Annotated in this window: 22 protein-coding genes and 1 tRNA gene; 18 read left to right on the forward strand and 5 right to left on the reverse strand. The window is 43.3% G+C overall.

What is annotated here, in order from left to right; translation table 11 throughout:
- Positions 1–47: 47 nt before the first annotated feature.
- Positions 48–1,100 (reverse strand): SMP-30/gluconolactonase/LRE family protein, encoded by a 1,053-nt coding sequence (locus tag M3P07_RS15410; RefSeq protein ID WP_249970826.1) that lies wholly within the window; start codon positions 1,098–1,100, stop codon positions 48–50.
- A 307-nt stretch (positions 1,101–1,407) separates the two neighbouring features.
- Between M3P07_RS15410 and M3P07_RS15415 the strand changes: the two genes are divergently transcribed.
- The gene (locus M3P07_RS15415) at positions 1,408–2,478 is read left to right on the forward strand and encodes an aldose epimerase family protein (RefSeq protein ID WP_249970827.1); all 1,071 of its coding nucleotides are present in this window, start codon (positions 1,408–1,410) and stop codon (positions 2,476–2,478) included.
- A 33-nt stretch (positions 2,479–2,511) separates the two neighbouring features.
- Here M3P07_RS15415 and M3P07_RS15420 read toward each other — a convergent pair whose 3' ends face one another.
- Positions 2,512–2,943: an RrF2 family transcriptional regulator gene (locus M3P07_RS15420; protein WP_249970828.1), complete on the reverse strand. Its 432-nt coding sequence runs from the start codon at positions 2,941–2,943 to the stop codon at positions 2,512–2,514.
- Between the two features lie 124 nt (positions 2,944–3,067).
- On the opposite strand from M3P07_RS15420, the gene M3P07_RS15425 reads away from it, so the two are divergent.
- From M3P07_RS15425 to M3P07_RS15505, 17 genes are all read left to right on the forward strand, one after another.
- Positions 3,068–3,571 carry a c-type cytochrome gene (locus tag M3P07_RS15425; RefSeq protein WP_249970829.1) on the forward strand — a complete coding sequence of 168 codons (504 nt, stop codon included), beginning with the start codon at positions 3,068–3,070 and terminating at the stop codon, positions 3,569–3,571.
- Positions 3,572–3,579: 8 nt separating this feature from the next.
- Complete coding sequence (locus M3P07_RS15430) at positions 3,580–4,158, forward strand: fasciclin domain-containing protein (RefSeq protein WP_249970830.1); 579 nt, start codon at positions 3,580–3,582, stop codon at positions 4,156–4,158.
- A gap of 71 nt (positions 4,159–4,229) precedes the next feature.
- Positions 4,230–6,143, forward strand: coding sequence for a Sec-dependent nitrous-oxide reductase (gene nosZ / locus M3P07_RS15435; RefSeq protein WP_249970980.1), 1,914 nt, complete (start codon positions 4,230–4,232; stop codon positions 6,141–6,143).
- Between the two features lie 77 nt (positions 6,144–6,220).
- The gene (locus tag M3P07_RS15440; protein WP_249970831.1) at positions 6,221–6,823 is read left to right on the forward strand and encodes a hypothetical protein; all 603 of its coding nucleotides are present in this window, start codon (positions 6,221–6,223) and stop codon (positions 6,821–6,823) included.
- 1 nt (position 6,824) lies between these two features.
- Entirely contained in the window at positions 6,825–7,271 is a 447-nt protein-coding gene (locus M3P07_RS15445; RefSeq protein WP_249970832.1) for a nitrous oxide reductase accessory protein NosL, read from the forward strand.
- Positions 7,272–7,279: 8 nt separating this feature from the next.
- The gene (locus M3P07_RS15450; RefSeq protein ID WP_249970833.1) at positions 7,280–7,573 is read left to right on the forward strand and encodes a cupin domain-containing protein; all 294 of its coding nucleotides are present in this window, start codon (positions 7,280–7,282) and stop codon (positions 7,571–7,573) included.
- 7 nt (positions 7,574–7,580) lie between these two features.
- The gene (locus M3P07_RS15455) at positions 7,581–8,972 is read left to right on the forward strand and encodes a nitrous oxide reductase accessory protein NosL (RefSeq protein WP_249970834.1); all 1,392 of its coding nucleotides are present in this window, start codon (positions 7,581–7,583) and stop codon (positions 8,970–8,972) included.
- A 13-nt stretch (positions 8,973–8,985) separates the two neighbouring features.
- Positions 8,986–10,224: a nitrous oxide reductase family maturation protein NosD gene (locus M3P07_RS15460; RefSeq protein WP_249970835.1), complete on the forward strand. Its 1,239-nt coding sequence runs from the start codon at positions 8,986–8,988 to the stop codon at positions 10,222–10,224.
- The gene (locus tag M3P07_RS15465; RefSeq protein WP_249970836.1) at positions 10,221–10,931 is read left to right on the forward strand and encodes an ABC transporter ATP-binding protein; all 711 of its coding nucleotides are present in this window, start codon (positions 10,221–10,223) and stop codon (positions 10,929–10,931) included. The genes M3P07_RS15460 and M3P07_RS15465 overlap by 4 nt, the downstream gene beginning before the upstream one ends.
- Positions 10,924–11,706 carry an ABC transporter permease gene (locus M3P07_RS15470; protein WP_249970837.1) on the forward strand — a complete coding sequence of 261 codons (783 nt, stop codon included), beginning with the start codon at positions 10,924–10,926 and terminating at the stop codon, positions 11,704–11,706. The genes M3P07_RS15465 and M3P07_RS15470 overlap by 8 nt, the downstream gene beginning before the upstream one ends.
- A gap of 111 nt (positions 11,707–11,817) precedes the next feature.
- The gene (locus M3P07_RS15475; protein ID WP_249970838.1) at positions 11,818–13,536 is read left to right on the forward strand and encodes a GMC family oxidoreductase; all 1,719 of its coding nucleotides are present in this window, start codon (positions 11,818–11,820) and stop codon (positions 13,534–13,536) included.
- A 2-nt stretch (positions 13,537–13,538) separates the two neighbouring features.
- The gene (locus M3P07_RS15480) at positions 13,539–14,252 is read left to right on the forward strand and encodes a gluconate 2-dehydrogenase subunit 3 family protein (RefSeq protein ID WP_249970839.1); all 714 of its coding nucleotides are present in this window, start codon (positions 13,539–13,541) and stop codon (positions 14,250–14,252) included.
- A gap of 88 nt (positions 14,253–14,340) precedes the next feature.
- Positions 14,341–14,427, forward strand: a tRNA-Leu gene (locus M3P07_RS15485).
- Between the two features lie 150 nt (positions 14,428–14,577).
- Positions 14,578–15,477: a MerR family transcriptional regulator gene (locus tag M3P07_RS15490; protein WP_249970981.1), complete on the forward strand. Its 900-nt coding sequence runs from the start codon at positions 14,578–14,580 to the stop codon at positions 15,475–15,477.
- 8 nt (positions 15,478–15,485) lie between these two features.
- Positions 15,486–16,943: a phytoene desaturase family protein gene (locus M3P07_RS15495; RefSeq protein WP_249970840.1), complete on the forward strand. Its 1,458-nt coding sequence runs from the start codon at positions 15,486–15,488 to the stop codon at positions 16,941–16,943.
- Positions 16,940–17,779 carry a phytoene/squalene synthase family protein gene (locus M3P07_RS15500; RefSeq protein WP_249970841.1) on the forward strand — a complete coding sequence of 280 codons (840 nt, stop codon included), beginning with the start codon at positions 16,940–16,942 and terminating at the stop codon, positions 17,777–17,779. Before M3P07_RS15495 ends, M3P07_RS15500 begins: the two co-directional genes overlap by 4 nt.
- On the forward strand, positions 17,780–18,229 hold the full coding sequence (locus M3P07_RS15505; protein ID WP_249970842.1) for a sterol desaturase family protein: 450 nt from the start codon (positions 17,780–17,782) through the stop codon (positions 18,227–18,229).
- On the opposite strand, the gene M3P07_RS15510 is transcribed toward M3P07_RS15505, so the two are convergent.
- The 3 genes from M3P07_RS15510 to M3P07_RS15520 form a co-directional block, all read right to left on the reverse strand.
- Positions 18,219–18,791, reverse strand: a complete 573-nt coding sequence (locus tag M3P07_RS15510) for a TlpA family protein disulfide reductase (protein WP_249970843.1) — start codon at positions 18,789–18,791, stop codon at positions 18,219–18,221. The two genes, M3P07_RS15505 and M3P07_RS15510, sit on opposite strands and share 11 nt — an antisense overlap.
- A 10-nt stretch (positions 18,792–18,801) precedes the next feature.
- On the reverse strand, positions 18,802–19,362 hold the full coding sequence (locus M3P07_RS15515) for a TlpA family protein disulfide reductase (RefSeq protein WP_249970844.1): 561 nt from the start codon (positions 19,360–19,362) through the stop codon (positions 18,802–18,804).
- A 76-nt stretch (positions 19,363–19,438) separates the two neighbouring features.
- Positions 19,439–21,709, reverse strand: coding sequence for an aconitate hydratase (locus M3P07_RS15520; RefSeq protein ID WP_249970845.1), 2,271 nt, complete (start codon positions 21,707–21,709; stop codon positions 19,439–19,441).
- Positions 21,710–21,768 lie beyond the last annotated feature (59 nt).

The following is a 21,768-nucleotide window of genomic DNA, read 5'->3' on the forward strand; positions in this document are numbered from 1 at the left end:
TATTTGGACTTGGTATTTCCTAAGTCGAAATACAGTTTTATGACACTTTATTTAAGATCAACCTTTAACAAATGATCATCAGCCGTGAGAAAAAGCTGTTTTTCATCGGTACTCAAAGCACAATTGGAAGTTCGCTGTCCGGTGTAGATTCTTGCCAAGGTTTTACCCGAATCATCAAAAATCCACAATCCTCCTGGACCAGTGGCCAACACATAGCCCAAGCTATGTACCTTTAATCCATCAGGTGCACCTTGCTGTCCTTCTTTGCCCATTAAATGAGTGGCATCATGAAATAAGGTTTTATGCTCCACCTTTCCTGGCTCCACCACATCGTACTGGTACCACACCGCATGTTTGGCATCAGACACCGCCACATACAGTTTATCTTCCTTTGGGGACAGACAAATACCATTCGGCCGCGTAAGTTTATCCAACAACACCAACTCTCCAGTATTTTTTAGGCAGTAAACGCCCTGAAAATCCAATTCCTTTTCTGGGTCCTCCATTCCCTTCGGTAGTCCGTAGGGTGGATCCGTGAAATAGAGGTTTCCCTGGCTATCAAAAAAACCGTCATTGGGACTATTGAACCGTTTGCCTTGATAATTATCGACCAAGGCCTCATAAACCGGTTTGGGTTGATCCAGCGGTGCAACCATTCGGCCTACCCTTCGCTCTCCATGTTGCATGAGCACCAATCGTCCTTCGCTGTCCAAGACAAGTCCGTTAGACCCAGGTTCCTTAAAATCTTCGTTGGTTTCCCCCAGATACCCGGAGGGATTCAAATAGGTAATGGTATCGTTTTTGGTGTCCCATTTGTAGACCTTGTTATTCGGGATATCGGAAAAGAGCAAATATTCCCCGTCATCAATCCAAAGTGGACCCTCTGACCATTCAAAACCGCTGGCCAATAGTTGTATGGAAGCCTTGGAATCTATGATCTTAAGCGCTTCTTCATCCAGGATTTCAATGCCGAACGCCTTAGTAATATCGTTGACTTCTTCCGTTGGTTGTTCCGATTTTACAGGTTCTTTCTTGGCAGTTTGCTTACACGACATAGCAAACAAAGCGGCAAGACACCCAAGTGCAATGTTTCTTTTCATATTGGTAGACTCTAGGATTGGTTAAATGAACGATTCCAAATATAGCAGTTTCAACTATTTGTTGGTTGATTTTCAACCGATATCCTTACCCTCTTAAAATCTTTATGTATGATTCCTAAAACCCTAACAAAGTTCTCTCGGAATGTTCACTTGTTTTTAGTTACATTTAGGATCAATAAATCCAACACCTATGTCGATTCAAAAACCAATCCTGTTTCTTTTTGCCTTTTTCTTAATGGTTACAGCGTGTAAAAGAAATGGGCAAAAACCAACACTCGACGCAAACAAAAACCAAGTGAAAAGTAGCATGACATCTAACATCGACCCAAACAATTTTGAAAAGATAGTTGAAGGCGATTCGGTCCATTTGTATATCCTAAAAAACCAGGCTGGCACAGAGGCCTATTTTACCAACTTTGGGCAACGCTTGATTGCATTGTACGTTGCGGACAAAAATGGAAACATGGGCGATATTGTGTTGGGATGCAATACCTTGGAGGGTTACTACGAACCAGGTACTGATTATTTTGGATCAGTAATAGGCAGGTATGGTAACAGGATTGCCAAGGGCAAATTCTCATTGGATGGCGTTAACTATACCTTGGCCACCAATAATGGCCCCAATCATTTGCATGGAGGGGATATGGGTTTTGACAACGTGGTTTGGGATGTGGACCATTCCAGTGAAAATGAAATACAGTTCTCAAGGATTTCCCCAGATGGGGAGGATGGGTATCCCGGAAACCTTTCCGTAATCGTCCGTTATGTATTGACTGAGGAAAATGAGCTTCAAATTTTCTATGAGGCCACTACCGATAAAAAAACCATTGTTAACCTTACCCATCATTCCTTCTTTAACCTTAAAGGAGAAGGCATGGGTAGTATTCTGGACCATATTGTGGAAATCAATGCAGACCATTACACTCCTGTGGACTCCACTTTAATTCCTTTGGGTACCATTGACCCCGTGGACGGAACACCCATGGACTTTAGAAAGCCCAAGTCGATTGGAAGGGATATCGAATCCGATTTTGATCAACTTAAGATAGGAGGGGGATACGACCATAACTACGTTTTTAACACTGCAACAAAAAATAAGGATGGCCTAACCTTCGCTGCTAGGGTAACCGAACCCGAATCGGGAAGAATCATGGAGGTTTATACCAATGAGCCAGGAATGCAGTTTTACAGTGGTAATTTTATGGACGGGTCCGTGAGCGGAAAAAATGGCCAGGCATACATTTATAGAGGTGCCATCTGTTTGGAGACCCAACACTATCCAGACTCTCCCAATCAACCCAACTTTCCTTCCCCGGTCTTGGAACCCGGTGAAACCTATTCATCTATCTGCGTTTACAAATTCGATGTAGAAAAATAGCGTATTGCAGTACTTTGTATTGAGCAGGCTGCATTAAAGTGGTAATACGGATTTTCCTGCCCTGACTTCCAGGATAAGCTCGTTTATGGTGGTCTGTTCCAGATTTTTTATGAAATCGCTATTTGCATTGCCCACAAGATGATGCAGGGCGCAGGGGTTCTCGCTATCACACTCATGAATACTGAGCATACAGGAACGTAGCCTTTGCTCCCCATCTATTACATCCACAATCCTGATCAACGGCAGCCCAAGATTTTTGGCGCTCAAATAAAAACCGCCTTTAGGTCCCCGTGATGATGAAATGATATCGTGTTTGGAGAGTTCCTGTAACAGCTTTGCCAAATAAGATTGGGGCACGTTGATATTGGTATAAATATCCTTGACCATCATCTTATTGTCCTCACTGGTATGTAGAGCCAAATATAGCACCGCCTTCAAAGCATATTTGGCCGAATTGGAAAGCATTTTACCCTGTCTTTAAATCATATACAATATTAAAAAGATGTTTTTATCCGAAATGTGATTTTTATCATATTCTGCGTCAATTTCAGCCCATACATTTGACCCAAAATCCAACAATTGATATCACATGAAAACTATTCTAAAAGGCGGTTATGTTCTACTCCTAGGTATTTTGATTTCCTGCGGGGGTAAAGAAGAAAAAAAACAAGATGGCTTTCAGGTAGAAAGACAAAAAACTACCCAAAAGGCCACACAAAAAGTTGAAACCGAAACCACCAAGGCTTCGGAAAGAATCGATTTGGAAAACAAAGGGGTCGGTCCTATAACCTCGGTGGACCTGAGTACCGACATAGATCAAGCTTTGGTCGCGGAAGGTAAAGCCGCTTATGACCAATTGTGCTTGGCTTGTCACCGGGTCGGGAAAAAATTTATTGGTCCAGCTCCCGATGGAATATTAAAAAGAAGGTCACCTGAATGGATCATGAACATGATCTTAAACCCCGAAGGCATGGTCAAGGAAGACCCACTGGCCAAAGACCTTTTCATGGAATTTAACGGATCTCCCATGGCCAATCAAGGGCTTAGTGAAGAACAGGCCCGGGCCGTGCTCGAATACTTTAGAACCTTATAAATACATGTATGAAACTAGCAACCAGCATTAAACTTACTATTGGTTTGTTCTTGGCCGCATCTCTGATGATCGGTTGTAAGAGCGAAACCAAGACCCAGAACCCATCCACAGCAACAGTGGAATCACAAGACGGTGAAAAACAAGGACAGGCATTTTTAAAGGACGATGAGGCCACGCCAAACGTTCTTGACATTGCCATTGGTTCCAAAGACCATACCACCTTGGTCGCGGCAGTACAGGCAGCAGAATTGGAAAACGCATTGGTAAATGCAGGCCCCCTTATGGTCTTCGCACCTACCAACGCAGCATTTGAAGCCTTGCCCGAAGGTACCGTTGAGAATTTACTGAAGCCAGAGAACAAGGCAGCATTGGCCAACATTTTACAGTACCACGTCACCCCGGGAAAATACTCCAAAGACTTCTTGAAGAAGTTTAAAAAGTTGGGGCAGGCGAACAACCAGAGCGTACAAGTTGAGGTACAAGGGGATGATGTCCTTATTGGCGGCGCCAAGATTGTGGCCAGTGTACCTGCCGGAAATGGCATTGTACACGTAGTGGATAAAGTAATGTTACCCCCTGAAGAATAGAAAAACAAAATTTTAAAACAAGTATGATGAATAAATTTCGCTTTTTAATGTTTGCCGTTGCGGCCGTAACCATGTTCCTGATCGGCTGTAACCAGCAAGGCAAAGACTCCAATGGGGCACTGTCTTCCAGTGCTGCCGAAAAGGTTTATGTTGCACCCGGGGAACATGATGAATTCTATGCGTTCATTTCGGGTGGGTTCAGTGGACAAATGTCCGTTTATGGGCTTCCTTCGGGAAGACTCTTCAAGGTAATTCCCGTGTTCTCCCAAGATGCTGAAAAGGCTTGGGGATACAACGAGGAAACCAAGCCTATGTTAAACACCTCCCACGGATTTGTTCCTTGGGATGACGCCCACCACCCTGATATTTCACAGACCAATGGGGAATTGGACGGACGTTTTGTCTTTATCAACGGAAATAACACGCCAAGGATAGCCAAGGTTGATCTCAGCGTGTTTGAAACTACCGAAATCATTGAAATTCCAAATAGTGCCGGTAACCACAGTTCTGCTTTTGTTACCGAAAACACCGAATATGTAGTTGCAGGAACGCGGTTCTCTGTGCCAATTCCGCAAAGGGATATGCCAATTAAAGAGTACAAAGGTAATTTTAAAGGTTCCCTTTCCTTTATTAGCGTAGACCCTGAAGATGGTGGAATGGACCTTTCCTTTCAGATTTTGATGCCCGGGTTTGACTACGATTTGGCCCACCCTGGTAGAGGTGCTTCCCACGGTTGGATGTTCTTCTCCACTTACAACTCTGAGGAATCCCACACCTTGATGGAGGTGAACGCTTCTCAAAACGACAAGGATTTTATCGCTGCCGTGAACTGGAAGAAGGCCGAAGAATATATCAAAGAAGGGAAGTTTAGGACCATGCCGGCCAATTATGCACACAACGTATATGACGAATCGACCCATACGGCAACCTCAACCATGAAAAAAGAGGTTAGGATATTGGACGCTGCTGAATTGCCAGGTTTGGTGTACTTGCTTCCGACTCCAAAGTCCCCTCACGGTTGTGATGTAGACCCAACAGGAGAATATATCGTCGGTAACGGAAAACTTTCTTCGGATTTGACAGTACACTCCTTTACCAAAATGATCGATGCCATTGAAAACGAAAGGTTTGATGGCGAGGCTTATGGTATCCCAATCTTAAGTTTTGAAGATGTTTTGGCAGGATCTGTAAAACAAGCTGGTCTTGGGCCCCTGCACACTGAGTTCGACGGAAAAGGAAACGGTTACACCACATTCTTTATCTCTTCTGAGGTAGTAAAATGGAAAGTGGGAACTTGGGAAGTTGTGGACAGACAGCCTTGTTACTATTCCGTGGGACACTTGATGATTCCTGGTGGGAACTCAAGAAAACCATTCGGTAAGTATGTAGTGGCCATGAATAAAATTACGAAGGATAGATACCTCCCAACCGGTCCCGAGGTGACACAATCGGCACAGCTTTACGATATCTCCGGAGAGAAAATGGAATTGCTGTTGGACTTCCCCACGGTGGGTGAGCCCCATTACGCCGCAGGTATTGCCGCTGATATTGTAAAGGAACGATCCAAAAAAATCTACAGTCTGGAGGAAAACAAGCATAAGTATGCCACCACTTCGGATGCGGATGTTAGGGTTGAACGAAATGGCAAGGAGGTACATGTGTACATGACCATGATCCGAAGCCACTTTAATCCAGATAATATTGAAGGAATCAAGGTTGGGGACAAAGTGTATTTCCACGTAACCAACTTGGAACAGGATTACGATGTACCCCACGGAGTAAGTATGATCGGTGCCAATACCTCCGAACTGCTGATCATGCCAGGACAGACCGAAACCTTTGTTTGGGAACCCAAACAAGTGGGGGTATGGCCCTTCTATTGTACAGATTTCTGTTCTGCCTTGCACCAGGAGATGCAGGGCTATGTAAGAGTTTCTCCGGCTAGTTCCGATTTAGATTTGAGCTGGTCGTTAGGTGAGGATTAGTGTTAATGTATAGTTGAATTGTGTACGGAAGAGCGGGAGGGTTTCCCTCCCGCTTTTTCAAACTAAAGAATCCTGAGATGAAAAAAAAAGCCAAAATATTAATGTTCGCTGGAGCTTTGCTCCCCTTACTGTTGTTTGTGTTCCCACTTTGGAAAATAACTTTGGAAGCACCACAATACCCAACACCCTTGGGAATGTTCATCCATATCAACGATTTTACGGATGCCAATCCACATGATATCAAGAACATTAACCTCATGAACCACTACGTGGGCATGAAATACATCCCGGAAGCCATTCCAGAGTTCAAAATATTTCCGGCCGGAATCCTCATCACCACGATCATAGGACTTTTGATTGCCTGGAAAGCCAACCACAAATGGTATTTGTACTGGTTTATTTTAATGGTGATTCTGAGTAGTGCCGGGCTTTATGACTTCTATCTCTGGGAACATGACTACGGACACGACCTTGACCCAAAGGCCATTATGAAATTTACCAACCCTGACGGGTCTGTTATGGGATTCCAACCTCCACTTTTCGGAACCAAGGACATCCTTAACTTCAAAGCCCACTCCTACCCCCAATTGGGTGCCTACAGCCTCGGTTTAGGAATGGGATTGTCTTTGTTTGGCTACCTATTGGTGAGAAAGGAAAACAAAAAACTGAAAACAGCATAACATGGGAAGGCTTAGGGATGTAAAAACATTGGGCACCTTGCTATTGGTAACGATTTTCATGGGCTGTACCCCAAAGCCACAAGAAATTGTATACGGAACCGATGGTTGCCATTTTTGCAGAATGACCATTGTGGATGCCCAACATGCTGCCCAACTTGTCACCAAAAAAGGGAAGGCCTTTAAGTTCGATGCCATAGAGTGTATGGTCAATCATTTAAAGGACGTGGATTCCAATTCGGTAGCCCTGTATTTGTGCAATCATTACAACGAACCAACAGATTTGATAGATGCCACCCAGGCCACCTTCCTCATTAGCAAAGAAATTCCAAGCCCTATGGGGGAGTTTCTAACCGCCTTCAGTTCCAAAAACCTTGCTGAAGAAGTGCAAAAGGATCATGAGGGAATCATTTACTCCTGGAATCAATTATTGGACAAGTTCAATCGCTAAACATCAACATGTACAAAATCGACAATCATATCAAAACCGAAAAATACAATGGACTAAAAGTACATCGTTTGACACATACGGATAGTCTTGAAGTGCTGTTGATCAGCTTGGAGAAAGATGCACTATTTCCAGAGCACGACTCCCCTAAGGATGCCCATTTATTGGTATTGGAAGGAGATATTAGCTTCTTCATAAATGACCATATCCATAGGCTGACAAAACAACAGTTTTTTCATTTTCCCAAGGAACAAAAACATTGGGTAAAAGCACATATGAACACCAAATTTCTAATCATAAGATAATACCATCATGATAAAGCAAAATATACTTCTAGCGGTTCTATTCAGCCTGGGTTTCTTTTTTGCAACAGGGCAGAACACGGAAAGATGTTCCGCATGCGGAATGGACATCAGGCAAAATCAATTTAAGGCGCGTGCCGAAAAAACCAATGGCAAAATGGATCATTTTGATTCCGTGGAATGTCTGGTACAGCAAGTTCAGAGCAAGGCGAGCCAAACTTTTGTGGCCCTGGCCGTCACAGATTTTAAAACAGAAGAGGAAATTGATGCAACCAAGGCATATTATTTAAGAAGCGAGAAAGTGTCTAGTCCAATGGGGGCGAATTTATCCGCTTATGCCACACGCAAAAGTGCGCAGGAATCCCGAAAGGTCAACGGAGGTGATATTATGGATTGGGATGCCTTGAACAATTATTTTACCTCCTCAAGCTTTGGGGTTACCGAACACGTTCACCACAACCATGGGCCCAGTTCCTATGCGCCTAGTGGGGTAATGGGCGATCATTTGCATCCCAAAGGCGGGGTTATGATTTCGTTGCGATCCATGTACATGAGTATGCAAGGGAATCGAAATGGAAGCAGCAAAGTGCAGGATTCGGAGATTTACCAAAATTTTATGGTCGCTCCCCAACAAATGGGCATGGAAATGTTTATGTTGGGATTGATGTACGCTCCTTCCGAAAGAGTTACCTTGATGCTTATGCAAAACATGGTGAGCAAGGATATGGATCTGTCTGCCAGGATGATGATGGACAACGGCATGTCCATGATCAACGATTTTTCCACCTCTTCCAGTGGACTTGGAGATTTAAAATTGGGCATGTTATATGGCGTATTTTCAAATGGAAAAAACTCGCTTCATCTCAATACCAAGGTGAGTCTCCCAATTGGAAAAATTGATAGCAGGGACGCTACGCCTATGATGGCCGATGCCAAACTACCATATGCCATGCAATTGGGCTCAGGAACCTTCGATTGGACCCTCGGGGCCACTTTCAAACAGAATTTTTCCCATTTTACTTTGGGAATCCAACAACTGAACACTTTTAGTACAGGTCGGAACAGCGATGGCTATCGCCTTGGAAACATCAGTGAGCTCCATACTTGGTTGGGATATAATTTCTCCAATATAATTGGCGTAAATGCCAGATTGAGCGGTAGTACCCAAGGTGCTATATCAGGAATGGACACAGATTTGAATCCTATGATGGTGCCCACAGCAAACCCTAATAATTATGGAGGTGAACTTGTTTCCGGGGGATTGGGCACCAATATTCTAATTGCAAAGGGAAAATTGATCTTGGGGGTAGAGTTCAATGCACCCTTATACCAAAATTACAACGGGATTTTCATGAACTCAGACTACTCGATTCATGCCGGTATAAGATACAACGTGCTTTAGTACATTTGGGTTGATGGATTCCAGGAGCAAGCTTATTTTACTACTCTTTTTCGCATGGAGTTATATTTCCTATGGGTCCACTTTGGAAATATGTTCCAGCTGTGCCATAAGTTCCCTGAAACAAGGAGTTGCCCTGGCAAAAGATTACGATACCCTATTGATCAGAAAAGGGACCTACCGCGAATTTGATATTGTTGTGGACAAACCTCTATCGCTTTTGGGAGATGATTATCCCATTATCGATGGGGAAGATCAAGGCGAGATTATCACCATTACTTCAGATAACGTTACTGTGGATGGCTTGTTCATCATTAATGTAGGAACCAGCTATACCGAGGATTTTGCCGCCATTCGAGTGGTAAAGAGCAAAAACTTCTTGATCCAAAATGTGGTCCTGGAAAAGCTATTTTTTGGGATTTATCTGGAAAAATCAACATATGGCAAGGTATATCATAACAAGATCATTGGCGATGCCGTGGAAGAATTCAATTCCGGAAACGGAATTCAACTTTGGTACTGCAACAATATTGAGGTTGAACAAAACATCGTTCAACATGTAAGGGATGGGATTTATCTGGAATTTTCGGACGAGATTACCATCAAGAATAATATCAGTACCAACAATATCCGATATGGACTTCATTTCATGTTCTCCAACGACGATCTCTATGAGGGTAACACTTTTGAAAACAATGGAGCCGGGGTGGCCGTGATGTTCTCCAAAAAAATCAGGATGTATAAAAACACCTTTAAGAAAAACTGGGGTTCGGCCTCCTTTGGCATGCTCTTGAAGGAAATCAACGATTCAGAAATCATTGGAAACATTTTCGAGGAAAATACTGTGGGAATCAGCATTGAGGGATCGAACCGAATTAAATATATGGAAAACGACTTTGTAAACAACGGCTGGGCCTTAAAGGTTCGCGGTGCTTGTTATGGGAATGTCTTTTCGGCCAATAATTTTTTATACAATTCCTTTGATGTTTCGTACAACAGTAAATTGAACGACAACCAATTCAACGGAAATTTTTGGAGCAACTACACCGGGTACGACCTGGACAAAAACGGAGTTGGCGATGTGCCATACCGCCCGGTAAAGCTATTTTCCTATATTGTGAACAGGACCCCCGAGACCATTATATTGCTCAGGAGCCTTTTTATGGATATTATCGATTTTTCCGAAAAAGTATCCCCGGTCTTTACTCCCGATAATTTGAGGGATAATAGCCCTCTAATGAAAAAATTACCATGATCCAAGTAAACAACCTCCATAAAAAATTTGGTAAAAACCTTGTTTTGGACAATTTGGACCTCAACATTGATGGCGGGGGCATATTTGCCATTCTAGGACCCAATGGTTCGGGAAAAACCACCCTGATCAAGAGTGTTCTGGGTATGGTGGTCATGGATAAAGGACAAATTGCGGTAATGGGAAATTCCGTAAAAACGAATTGGAAATACCGAAAGGAAATCAATTATCTACCCCAAATAGCTAACTTTCCAGGCAACCTAAGGGTGCGGGAGTTGATCAAGATGATACAAGACCTTAGGCAAAAACCCAACCAGGCAGAAACACTTATCAACTTGTTCAAGTTGGAGCCCTTTATGGACAAAAGACTGGCCACCCTTTCCGGGGGTACCAAACAAAAGGTGAACATCGTATTGGCATTTATGTTCGATTCCCCCCTCCTTATTTTGGATGAGCCTACAACCGGATTGGACCCCTCGGCCCTAATTAGCTTAAAAGAGTTGATCCAAAAAGAAAAGGCCCAGGGAAAAACCATTTTGGTTACCTCACATATCCTAAGGTTTGTGGAAGAAGTGGCCGATGAAATCGTTTATCTGTTGGAAGGCAAAATCTATTTCAAAGGTACCATGGACCAACTAAAAACACGGACCAACCAAACCGATATTGAACATGCCATTGCGGCCATAGCAACAGAACAGGAACATGCTTAAAATCTTAAAATACAGTTTTTATGATCTCATGCGTAGCCGCTGGAGCTATGTGTATTTCATCTTTTATTTGCTATTGGGTTTTGTGTTGCTCTTCCTAAACAACGATGTATCCAAGGCGGTGATTACCTTAATGAACATCATAATTGTACTGGTTCCCCTGATCGCCACAATTTTTGGGGTGATGTACTACTACAATTCCAAGGAATTTACGGAACTGTTACTTGCACAACCTGTGAAAAGAACTTCCATATTCTTGGGGCAGTATCTAGGCGTTTCCGGTTCCCTGGCAATGAGTTTGGTCCTCGGCCTGGGTATTCCGTTTATGTTGTATGGCCTGTTGCGAAGCAATGCGATTTGGGATTTCTCTCTCTTGCTGGTGACAGGGGCATTTCTCACATTTATTTTTACAGCACTGGCCTTTAATATTGCCTTGTCCAATGAAAACAAGATAAAGGGCTTTGGATATGCCGTTTTGCTCTGGTTATTTTTGGCTGTGGTCTATGATGGCCTCTTCCTGATTTCGCTCATCGTATTTGAAGAATATCCCTTAGATAACTTTTCGTTGATCGCCACCATGCTCAACCCAATTGATCTTTCCCGAACTTTGATTTTATTAAAGCTGGATATTTCGGCCTTGTTGGGATATACCGGAGCAATCTTTAAAAAATTCTTCGGGACCCAAATGGGCTTTTTGGTCTCCATGGCCATATTGGTCGTTTGGACACTCCTGCCCATTTTTAGAATCGTTCACAAAGCCAAGCGAAAGGACTTTTAGCCACAAATTCGTCCCAGTTTGTCAATTACTTTGTTTTAGCTGTCAAAAAGCGAAAAAAATACAATGGCTTCAACTTAATTTTATACTTTGTTGGTCAAATACGACCAATACATGCAAATAATTGAAAATTCAACAGTCTACGATGTCATTATCGTAGGTTCTGGTGCTGGGGGCGGGATGGCCACAAAGATTCTCTCCGAAGCTGGTTTAAAGGTAGCTGTTGTGGAAGCAGGTCCTTTTTTCGACCCTGCCGACCCAGAACAAATGACTCAACTAAAATGGCCCTATGAATCACCTCGAAGAGGTGCCAGTACTGTTCGTCCTTTTGGCGATTTTGATACCGCCTATGGGGGATGGGAAATTGAAGGGGAACCCTATACAAAGGAAGAGGGCACGGACTTTCTGTGGTTCCGTTCACGCATGTTGGGAGGTCGTACCAATCACTGGGGTAGAATTTCGTTGCGATTTGGCCCCAAAGATTTCAAAAGAAAAAATCATGACGGTTTAGGGGACAATTGGCCCATTGGCTATGAAGATGTCAAGCCCTATTACGATAAGGTGGATAAATTGATCGGGGTATTTGGAACCAACGAAGGATTGCCCAACGATCCCGATGGTTTTTTTCTTCCCCCACCCAAACCAAGATTACACGAGTTGTTCTACATAAAAGGCGCCCGAAAATCCAACATACCGGTCTATCCATCACGGATGTCCATGTTGACCAAGAAAATCAATAACGATCGCGGTGTTTGTTTTTATTGTGGACAATGCTCCAGGGCCTGCCAGGTCTATGCTGACTTCTCGGCCGGTACCTGTTTAATATTTCCTGCCCAGAAAAGTGGAGGCCAAATAGATTTGTTTGTTAACTGCATGGTTCGGGAAGTTACTACCGATGAAGAAGGAAGGGCCACCGGGGTTTCCTATATCAACAAAGAAGATAGGCGGGAGTACAAGCTTAAGGGCAAAGTGGTGGTATTGGCTGCTTCGGCATGTAGCTCGGCAAGAATACTGCTCAACTCCAAAAGTTCACAGCATCCAAACGGCCTTGGGAACAGCAGTAATATTGTGGGCAGATATTTACACGATTCCACTGGTACCAATCGAATGGGATTTGTACCAGACCTAATGAACCGCAAAACCTATAACGAAGATGGAGTGGGCGGAATGCATGTGTATACCCCATGGTGGTTGGAAAATGAAAAACTGGATTTCCCAAGGGGGTATCACATAGAAATGTGGGGAGGTCTGGGCATGCCAAGCTATGGTTTCGGATTCAATGCCAACGATTTCAATTCGTTTTTTGGTTTACCGGTCGGTGGATACGGCAACTCCTTGCGAAAGGATGTGAAAAAATATTACGGTTCTGTGATAGGTTTGGCCGGTCGTGGGGAATCTATTCCGCAAAAAGACAATTATTGCGAGATTGACCCCACCAAGGTTGATGAATTTGGCGTTCCCATTCTAAAGTTCAACTACAAATGGACGGACCACGAGATAAAACAGGTGAAACACATGCACGACACCTTTGAAGAAGTCATCCATAACATGGGTGGCGAGCCATTGGGTGGAAAGCCTGGGAAAGATACCAACTATGGAATCTTGGTTCCTGGTGAAATCATTCACGAAGTGGGAACCACACGAATGGGGGATGACAAGAAAACTTCGGTGGTAAATAGCCATCAGCAATTGCACGATGCTAAAAACGTATTCGTTGTAGATGCCGGTCCGTTTGTGTCCCAAGCGGATAAAAACCCAACATGGACCATTTTGGCCCTCTCGTGGAGAACTTCCGATTATATCGTTGAACAACTCAAACAACAAAACATTTAGCCATGGATAGAAGAAAAAGTCTAAAGTCGATACTCCTCGGAGGAGTGGCCGGTGGATTGGCCGTTCATGGATGCAGTCCCAAGCCCGAAAATGCCACCGAACCTGTGGTGGAAATCAAAAAATACAGCTACGGAAGAACCCCTAAGGAGCAGAAGGCCATTGAAAAACTTTTGTCCGAGACTTTTTTCAATGAACATGAAATGAACACACTTTCTACCCTTTGCAATCTTATTCTTCCTGCAGAAGGTGAACTTAAGGGTGCCCTGGATGCAGAAGTCCCCGATTTTATCGAGTTCATGGTCAAGGATATCCCGGAATATCAACCCACACTAAGGGGAGGCCTCATGTGGTTGGACCACAAATGCGGTACGGAATTCAACCTGCTGTTCAATGCGGCAACCGAAGAACAGCAAAAAAGCATCTTGGATGGTATCGCTTTTCCGGATATTTCGGTCCCTGAAGCAGAACGTCCATTGGAGATTCAATTCTTTTCGCTGATGCGGAACCTAACCCTAACTGGGTATTATACCTCCAAATTGGGTATTGAAGAATTGGATTATAAGGGCAACTCCCCCAACGTATGGGACGGAGTGCCAGAGGATGTCTTGGCGCAACACGGGGTTTCTTATGATGAGGAATGGTTGGCCAAGTGCGTGGACCAAAGCAAACGGGGAGTGCTCGCCGAATGGGACGATGACGGAAAGCTTATAACCTAAACACCTGACCAAAAAAGAGGATTGGCTTGCATGGCAAGCTAAATTTTACCGATATTTGCGCTCACATTTTTCTGGATAATTCCTAAACGCCCACGTGGTGGAATTGGTAGACACGCTACCTTGAGGGGGTAGTGTTCGAAAGGACGTGCTGGTTCGACTCCAGTCGTGGGCACCAAACCGCATTTTATGCGGTTTTTTTGTTTCTAGCAGTTTTAAATAGCCATCTTCCCTTAAACACATTTCTTAAAAGCCTCCTAAAAATTAATGACATTATTAGGATGGCAGCGATTTAATTGTAAATTTGTTTAATCTTTATTTGAAAATGATGAACAATGTAAAGAAATCTTTCAGCATTCGTGATATGGAAAACTTGTCTGGAATAAAGGCACACACCATTCGAATCTGGGAAAAAAGGTACAATTTGTTTAGCCCTGAGCGGACAACCACCAACATCAGGACCTATAGTTTGGCAAGTCTTCAAAAATTGTTGAATGTCACCTTGCTGTACAATAATGGATACAAAATATCGAAAATTGCGAAACTTGAAGAAACCCAAATTCCTGTACTGGTACGGGAAATAGTTTCCAACACCAGTGAAAAGGACCATGCCATAAATGCTTTTAAGCTCGCCATGGTCAACTTTGACCAATTGCTCTTCCTCAATACCTATAACAGTCTATTGGCCGATCGTTCGTTTAAGGATATTTTCAATCAAGTGCTTATTCCCTTGTTGAACGAACTAGGTCTTTTATGGCAAACAGATACCATTAGCCCAGCACATGAGCATTTTATTTCCCATTTGATCAAACAAAAAATCCATATCAACACGGAAAAGCTTCAAATGATGGAGCCTACCAAAAAAGATAAGGTATTTGCCCTTTTCCTGCCAGAAAATGAAATTCACGAAATCGGTCTCTTGTACCTCAACTATGAGATTAATTTACGAGGATACAAGTCCATCTATTTGGGTCAGACCATGCCCATCGAAAATCTAGTGGATTTATTGAAATACCACGATGACATTCATTTTGTGAGCTATTTTACCGTCTCCCCGACCAAGGATGAACTCACCTCCTATTTCGAAAAGTTTTGGAATACGATGAAGGCTTCCGAAAATTCCAGATTATGGGTGCTTGGGCATCAAATCAAATATATTACCCAAGATGAGCTTCCCAACCATGTAAAAGCCTTTAACTCCATTGACCAACTATTGGAAATATTATAAACTGACCCATGAAGGCCATCGTAATCGGTTCTGGTTTCTCCTCGCTTTCCGCCGCCTGCTATTTGGCAAAGGCCGGACTGGAAGTAGAGGTTTTTGAAAAAAACGAATCCGTTGGTGGCCGGGCCAGACAATTAATCAAACAAGGCTTTACTTTCGATATTGGCCCAAGTTGGTATTGGATGCCGGATATTTTTGAGAAATTTTTCGCAGATTTTAACAAAAGTCCTTCGGACTACTACCAATTGGACAAGCTTAATCCCGCTTACAAGATTTTTTTCAAGGACGATAGTATCACTATAGGGGATTGTATGGAGCAAATTTGCCAAGAATTCGATCGTATCGAAAAGGGCAGTAGCGTGCATCTAAGAAGTTTTATAAAAAAAGCACAGGACAACTATAATATTGCCATAAATAAGGTGGTATTAAAACCAGGCATTTCTCCATTTGAGCTGGTGACCAAGGACACCGTTCTCCGTTTGGATCAATTCTTCAAAACCATCAGTCAAGAAGTACGCAAGCGCTTTGAAAACCCCAAATTGATTTCCACCTTGGAGTTTCCGGTGTTATTTCTGGGGGCCAAACCCAGTAAAACGCCATCCTTCTACAGCTTTATGAACTTTGCCGATTTCGGGCTTGGCACATGGCATCCCAGAGGGGGTATGTACGAGATTATTAAGGCAATGACCGCCTTGGCCAAAGAATTGGGGGTAACCATCCATACCAATAGTCCGGTGGATAAAATCCTGGTATTGGACGGTGAAATATGTGGTATCCATAGCAATGGCACCAATACTACCGCAGACTATGTGGTGAGCGGAGCAGATTACCATCACTCGGAAACTCTCTTGGACAAAAAGTACCGACAATATTCCGAAACGTATTGGAATTCCCGCATTTATGCCCCATCCTCACTTCTGTTTTATATCGGATTCAACAAAAAACTAAGAAACGTACACCACCATAATCTCTTTTTTGATACCGATTTTGGGCAACATGCCCGTGAAATCTATGATCACCCGCAATGGCCAACAAACCCTCTGTTCTATGCCAACTTTCCTTCCGTAACGGACGGAACCATGGCGCCTGAAAATTGCGAGACCGGTTTTTTTCTGGTTCCCATCGCCCCAGGCCTGGAGGATACACCAGAACTAAGGTCTCAATATTTCGATATTGTGATGGACAGATTCGAATCCCTTACGGACCAAGAGGTTAGAAAATCAATTATCTTTAAGGAAAGCTTCTGCGTAAACGATTTTATCGAGCAATACAATTCCTTTAAGGGCAATGCCTATGGAATGGCAAATACCCTGAAGCAAACAGCCTTTTTACGGCCTAACCTCAAAAGTAGCAAGGTAAAAAACCTGTTTTTCACAGGACAGCTCACAGTTCCAGGCCCGGGAGTTCCTCCATCCTTGATATCCGGCAAGCTGGTGGCTGACCTATTAACCAAAAATTTAAAATCATGAAGTCTATTTTTGATGATGTCTCTCGAAATTGCAGCAAAATTGTGACCGAATCCTATAGCACCTCCTTTGCCTTGGCCACAAAAATGCTGTCACCCTCCATCCGAAAGGACATATACAACATTTATGGTTTTGTTCGATTTGCAGATGAAATTGTGGATACCTTCCATGATTTCAACAAGGAGGAACTGTTCAATAATTTTGAAAAGGACATGGTTTTGGCCTTGGAGCACAAAATAAGCCTGAATCCCATACTAAATTCCTTTCAGCAAACCTATCACAAGTACGATATCCCTTATCATCTTGTCGATGCTTTTATGAAGAGTATGCGCATGGACCTTACCAAAAAGGAATATGAAAGTTTTGATGAGTATAGAGAATATATTTATGGCTCTGCCGATGTGGTGGGACTCATGTGCCTTTGTGTTTTCGTAAAAGGGGATAGGGCAAAATATGAAGCCTTAAAAGAATCTGCCATGGCCTTGGGCTCGGCCTTTCAAAAGGTGAATTTTTTGCGTGATCTTAAAGCAGATTTTGAAGATTTGGAGCGCACGTATTTTCCAAATACGAACCTATCCGAATTGGATGAGGTTTCCAAAAAGAGGATTGTGGATGAGATTAGGGCGGATTTTGCCTTGGCCTATTCCGGAATTTTGAAACTTCCCAAGGATGCCAAATTTGGTGTTTATACCGCCTATAGGTACTACAAAAAATTGTTGCAAAAATTACAGAGCACTCCTCCCCTGGAAATAAAAAATACCCGCATCCGGGTACCGGACTATCAAAAATTGGGGCTGTTGGCACAGTCTTATGTAAACTACAAACTTCAATTGTTATAGATGAAAGTGGCCCTTTGGATATTAATCTTTTTGACAACCTTTTCCATTATGGAATTCATGGCTTGGTTCACCCATAAATTTGTCATGCATGGATTTCTTTGGAGTTTGCACAAGGATCACCATAAAAAGGATCATGATTCGTGGTTTGAGCGAAACGATGCTTTCTTTATTTTCTATGCCATTGTAAGTATGGTTTGTTTTTATCTGGGTGCAGAAACCAGTTTTTGGTACGGGTGGCCACTAGGTTTTGGTATTTTGGCCTATGGTATTGCCTATTTCGTAGTGCACGATATTTTTATTCACCAGCGGTTTAAGATGTTCCGAAATGCCAACAATTGGTACGCTCGCGGGGTGCGCCGCGCGCATAAAATCCACCATAAGCATCTAGGAAAGGAAGATGGGGAGTGTTTTGGAATGTTGGTGGTACCTTTCAAATACTTTAAAAAGTAACCAATTCCGCCAAAAGTTCGTCCAATAGTGCTTTTGTGCTTTGCGAATCCCATTTGACCGCACCAATTTCCCTAACTGCCACTTTTCCCGATTTACTTAGGATATAAGTTGCAGGAATACTTCGTGATACCAACAAATCAGGGGTTTTTGAAGTCTCAAAATAAACAGGAAGCTCATACTCCCTTTTGGTAAGAAAAGAACGCACTTTGCCTTTCTCGTCATTGGCCACAAAGGCAAAGAACACTTTATCCTTGTACTTGGTATGCAGTCGGTCCAAGCTGGGTAGCTCAGCCACACAGGGCGGACACCAAGTTGCCCAAAAATTGATCAATACCACCTTGCCCTTGGTATTTTCAAAATTGAATGGGTTCCCATCCAAATCAACAAGGTCCCATTGGTAATCTTTTAGGGTCTCACGTTTGCTAACAACAACCACATCTGCACTGGAGGAGAACAGTTTTCCGGCCAAAACCTTTACGTGAAATCCGATAGGCGTGAACAATAGCAGTACAATCGCCAATATCCAGATTCCGTTGTTTATTTGCTCCTTGGAAAACTTCATGGGATAAGCATCACTCTTCAATCAAAGCGTCTAAAAGGGCGTACACCTTTTCGTTGCTCCAATCCGCGATTTTCTTTTTGTAGATAACAATATTACCCGATTTATCAATCAAATAGGAAGCGGGTACCGTATCAGGGTCAATAGGGGTCTTTTCCCCAATAATCAGATAGGTGACTGGAAAAGTGAATCCTTTTTTATCCATGAATTCCTCTACCGGCGGCCTATTTTCGTTGGTGATGATATAAAAATCCATCTGCCCCTTATATCTGTCGTACATGTCCTGGATACTTGCCAACTCCGCCTCACTGGGCAATCTCCATGAGGCCCATAGATTGATAAAGATTACATTTCCCTTGGAGCGTTCAAAATTGAAGAAATTCCATTCCGCATCCTTCAACTTCCAATCATAATCCGTTATTTTTTCCCTTTGGGATACCTCTATTATCGGAGGTGAAGAGGCGAAGAACCTGTTTAACAGTACTTTTCCAAAGTGACCCATTGGGGTAATAAAAAAAGAAAGCACAAAGAGAATTAGAATACTGTTGATAAGGGTCTTTTTTCCTTTCTTCATCACGATGGGTTTGTCTCAAAACTAAAAAACTCCTGACATAAAATCAGGAGTTTTTCTTTTTTATGGATAAAAGTGTTTATGCATTTTCCTTTTTGATAAGGTTCAAGGCCGAGCCTTCTCTGAACCAATCAATCTGGGAATCATTATAGGTATGGTTTACTATGATGTTGTCCTTGCTGCCATCAGCATGCACAACTTCCAAAGTCAATTGTTTTCCTGGAGCAAACTCAGCGATATCAACAAAATTGAAAGTATCATCCTCTTGAATCAAATCATAATCGCTTTCATTGGCAAAGGTCAATGCCAACATGCCTTGTTTCTTCAAATTGGTTTCGTGGATCCTGGCAAAGGACTTTACCAAAACAGCTGCAACCCCTAAATGTCTGGGCTGCATGGCGGCATGCTCCCTAGAAGACCCTTCCCCATAGTTATGGTCTCCCACCACAATGGTTCTGATTCCCTCTTTTTTATACGCTCTTTGGGCATCTGGTACAGCACTATATTCCCCAGTAAGTTGATTTTTCACAAAGTTAGTCTGCTTGTTAAAAGCATTCACAGCACCAATTAGGGTATTGTTGGCAATATTGTCCAAATGACCCCTATATCGCAACCAAGGTCCTGCCATGGAAATGTGATCCGTGGTACACTTGCCAAATGCCTTGATCAATAACTTCACGCCCTGCAGACTGTCCGTGGAAATTGGAACAAAGGGTTCCAACAATTGAAGTCTTTCCGAGGTTGGTGACACTACCACCTGAACTCCACTTCCATCCTCCATAGGAGCAATAAATCCGGCATCTTCTACAGCAAACCCTTCTGGTGGCAACTCGTACCCCCTTGGTTCATCCAACATCACTTCTTCCCCGTCCTCATTGATCAATTTATCCGTTACCGGATTAAAATCCAGGCGCCCGGAAATAGCAATTGCCGTCACCAATTCGGGTGAACCAACAAATGCCAAGGTATTTGGGTTTCCATCGGCACGTTTGGCAAAATTCCGGTTAAAGGAATGCACAATTGTGTTTCTTGGACCATCAGCAGCCTTGTCTCCATACCTATCCCACATTCCAATACATGGTCCGCAAGCATTGGCAAAAACTGTGGCCCCAATCGCGTTGAAGGTATCAATATAGCCATCACGGTCAATGGTATATCTTACCTGTTCCGATCCTGGGGTAATGGTAAACTTGGATTTTGTCTTAAGGTTTTTATCTGCCACCTGCTTGGCCAGCGAAGCTGCTCTTGAGATGTCTTCGTAGGAGGAGTTGGTACATGAACCAATCAATCCAACCTCAACGTTCAATGGCCAATCGTTGGTTTTGGCAGCCTCTCCCATTTGGGAAATTGGTGTAGCCAAATCCGGTGTAAACGGGCCATTCAAATGGGGCTCCAAAGTATCAAGGTCAATTTCTATGAGTTGGTCAAAGTACTGTTCTGGATTGGCATATACCTCGAGATCAGCGGTAAGGTGTTCCTTAACTTCAAGTGCCGCATCGGCCACATCTGCCCTATCCGTTGCCCTTAGGTAACGATCCATGGATTCATCATACCCGAAGGTGGAAGTTGTCGCACCGATCTCAGCACCCATATTACAAATGGTGCCCTTACCGGTACAGGACATGGCTGTTGCCCCTTCACCAAAATATTCAACAATTGCCCCGGTACCGCCTTTGGCGGTTACGATACCTGCAACCTTGAGTATTACATCTTTGGGGGCAGTCCAACCGGATAATTTTCCTTTCAATTTTACCCCAATCAATTTCGGGAACTTCAATTCCCAGGCCATTCCGGCCATTACATCCACTGCATCGGCACCACCGACACCTATGGCCACCATTCCAAGACCACCCGCATTTACAGTATGCGAATCGGTACCGATCATCATTCCTCCTGGGAATGCATAATTTTCAAGTACCACTTGGTGGATGATTCCCGCACCTGGTTTCCAGAATCCAATTCCATACTTGTTGGAGACAGACTCCAAAAAATTGAACACTTCGTTGCTGGTCTCGTTGGCGCGTTTTAAATCGGTTTTGGCATCGACCTTGGCCTGAATCAAGTGATCGCAGTGCACTGTTGTGGGCACTGCAACCTTGGGTTTTCCTGCATGCATAAACTGCAACAAGGCCATCTGGGCCGTGGCATCCTGACAAGCTACCCTGTCCGGTGCAAAATCCACATAGTCCTTACCTCGTTCAAACTGTTTGGTGGGAGTTCCTTCCCACAAGTGCGAATACAGTATTTTTTCAGCTAGGGTCAACGGTCTTCCCACTAAATCGCGGGCTTTCTCTATGCGCTCACCCATGGAGGCATACACCCCCTTGATCATGTCAATGTCAAACGCCATTCTGCTTTAGAATTTTAGATTTTTGTAATTCGGTAAATTTAGTAAAATACCTACGATTA

Origin of the sequence: Flagellimonas myxillae, from assembly GCF_023502235.1 — a bacterium.
Classification (GTDB): Bacteria; Bacteroidota; Bacteroidia; order Flavobacteriales; family Flavobacteriaceae; genus Flagellimonas; species Flagellimonas myxillae.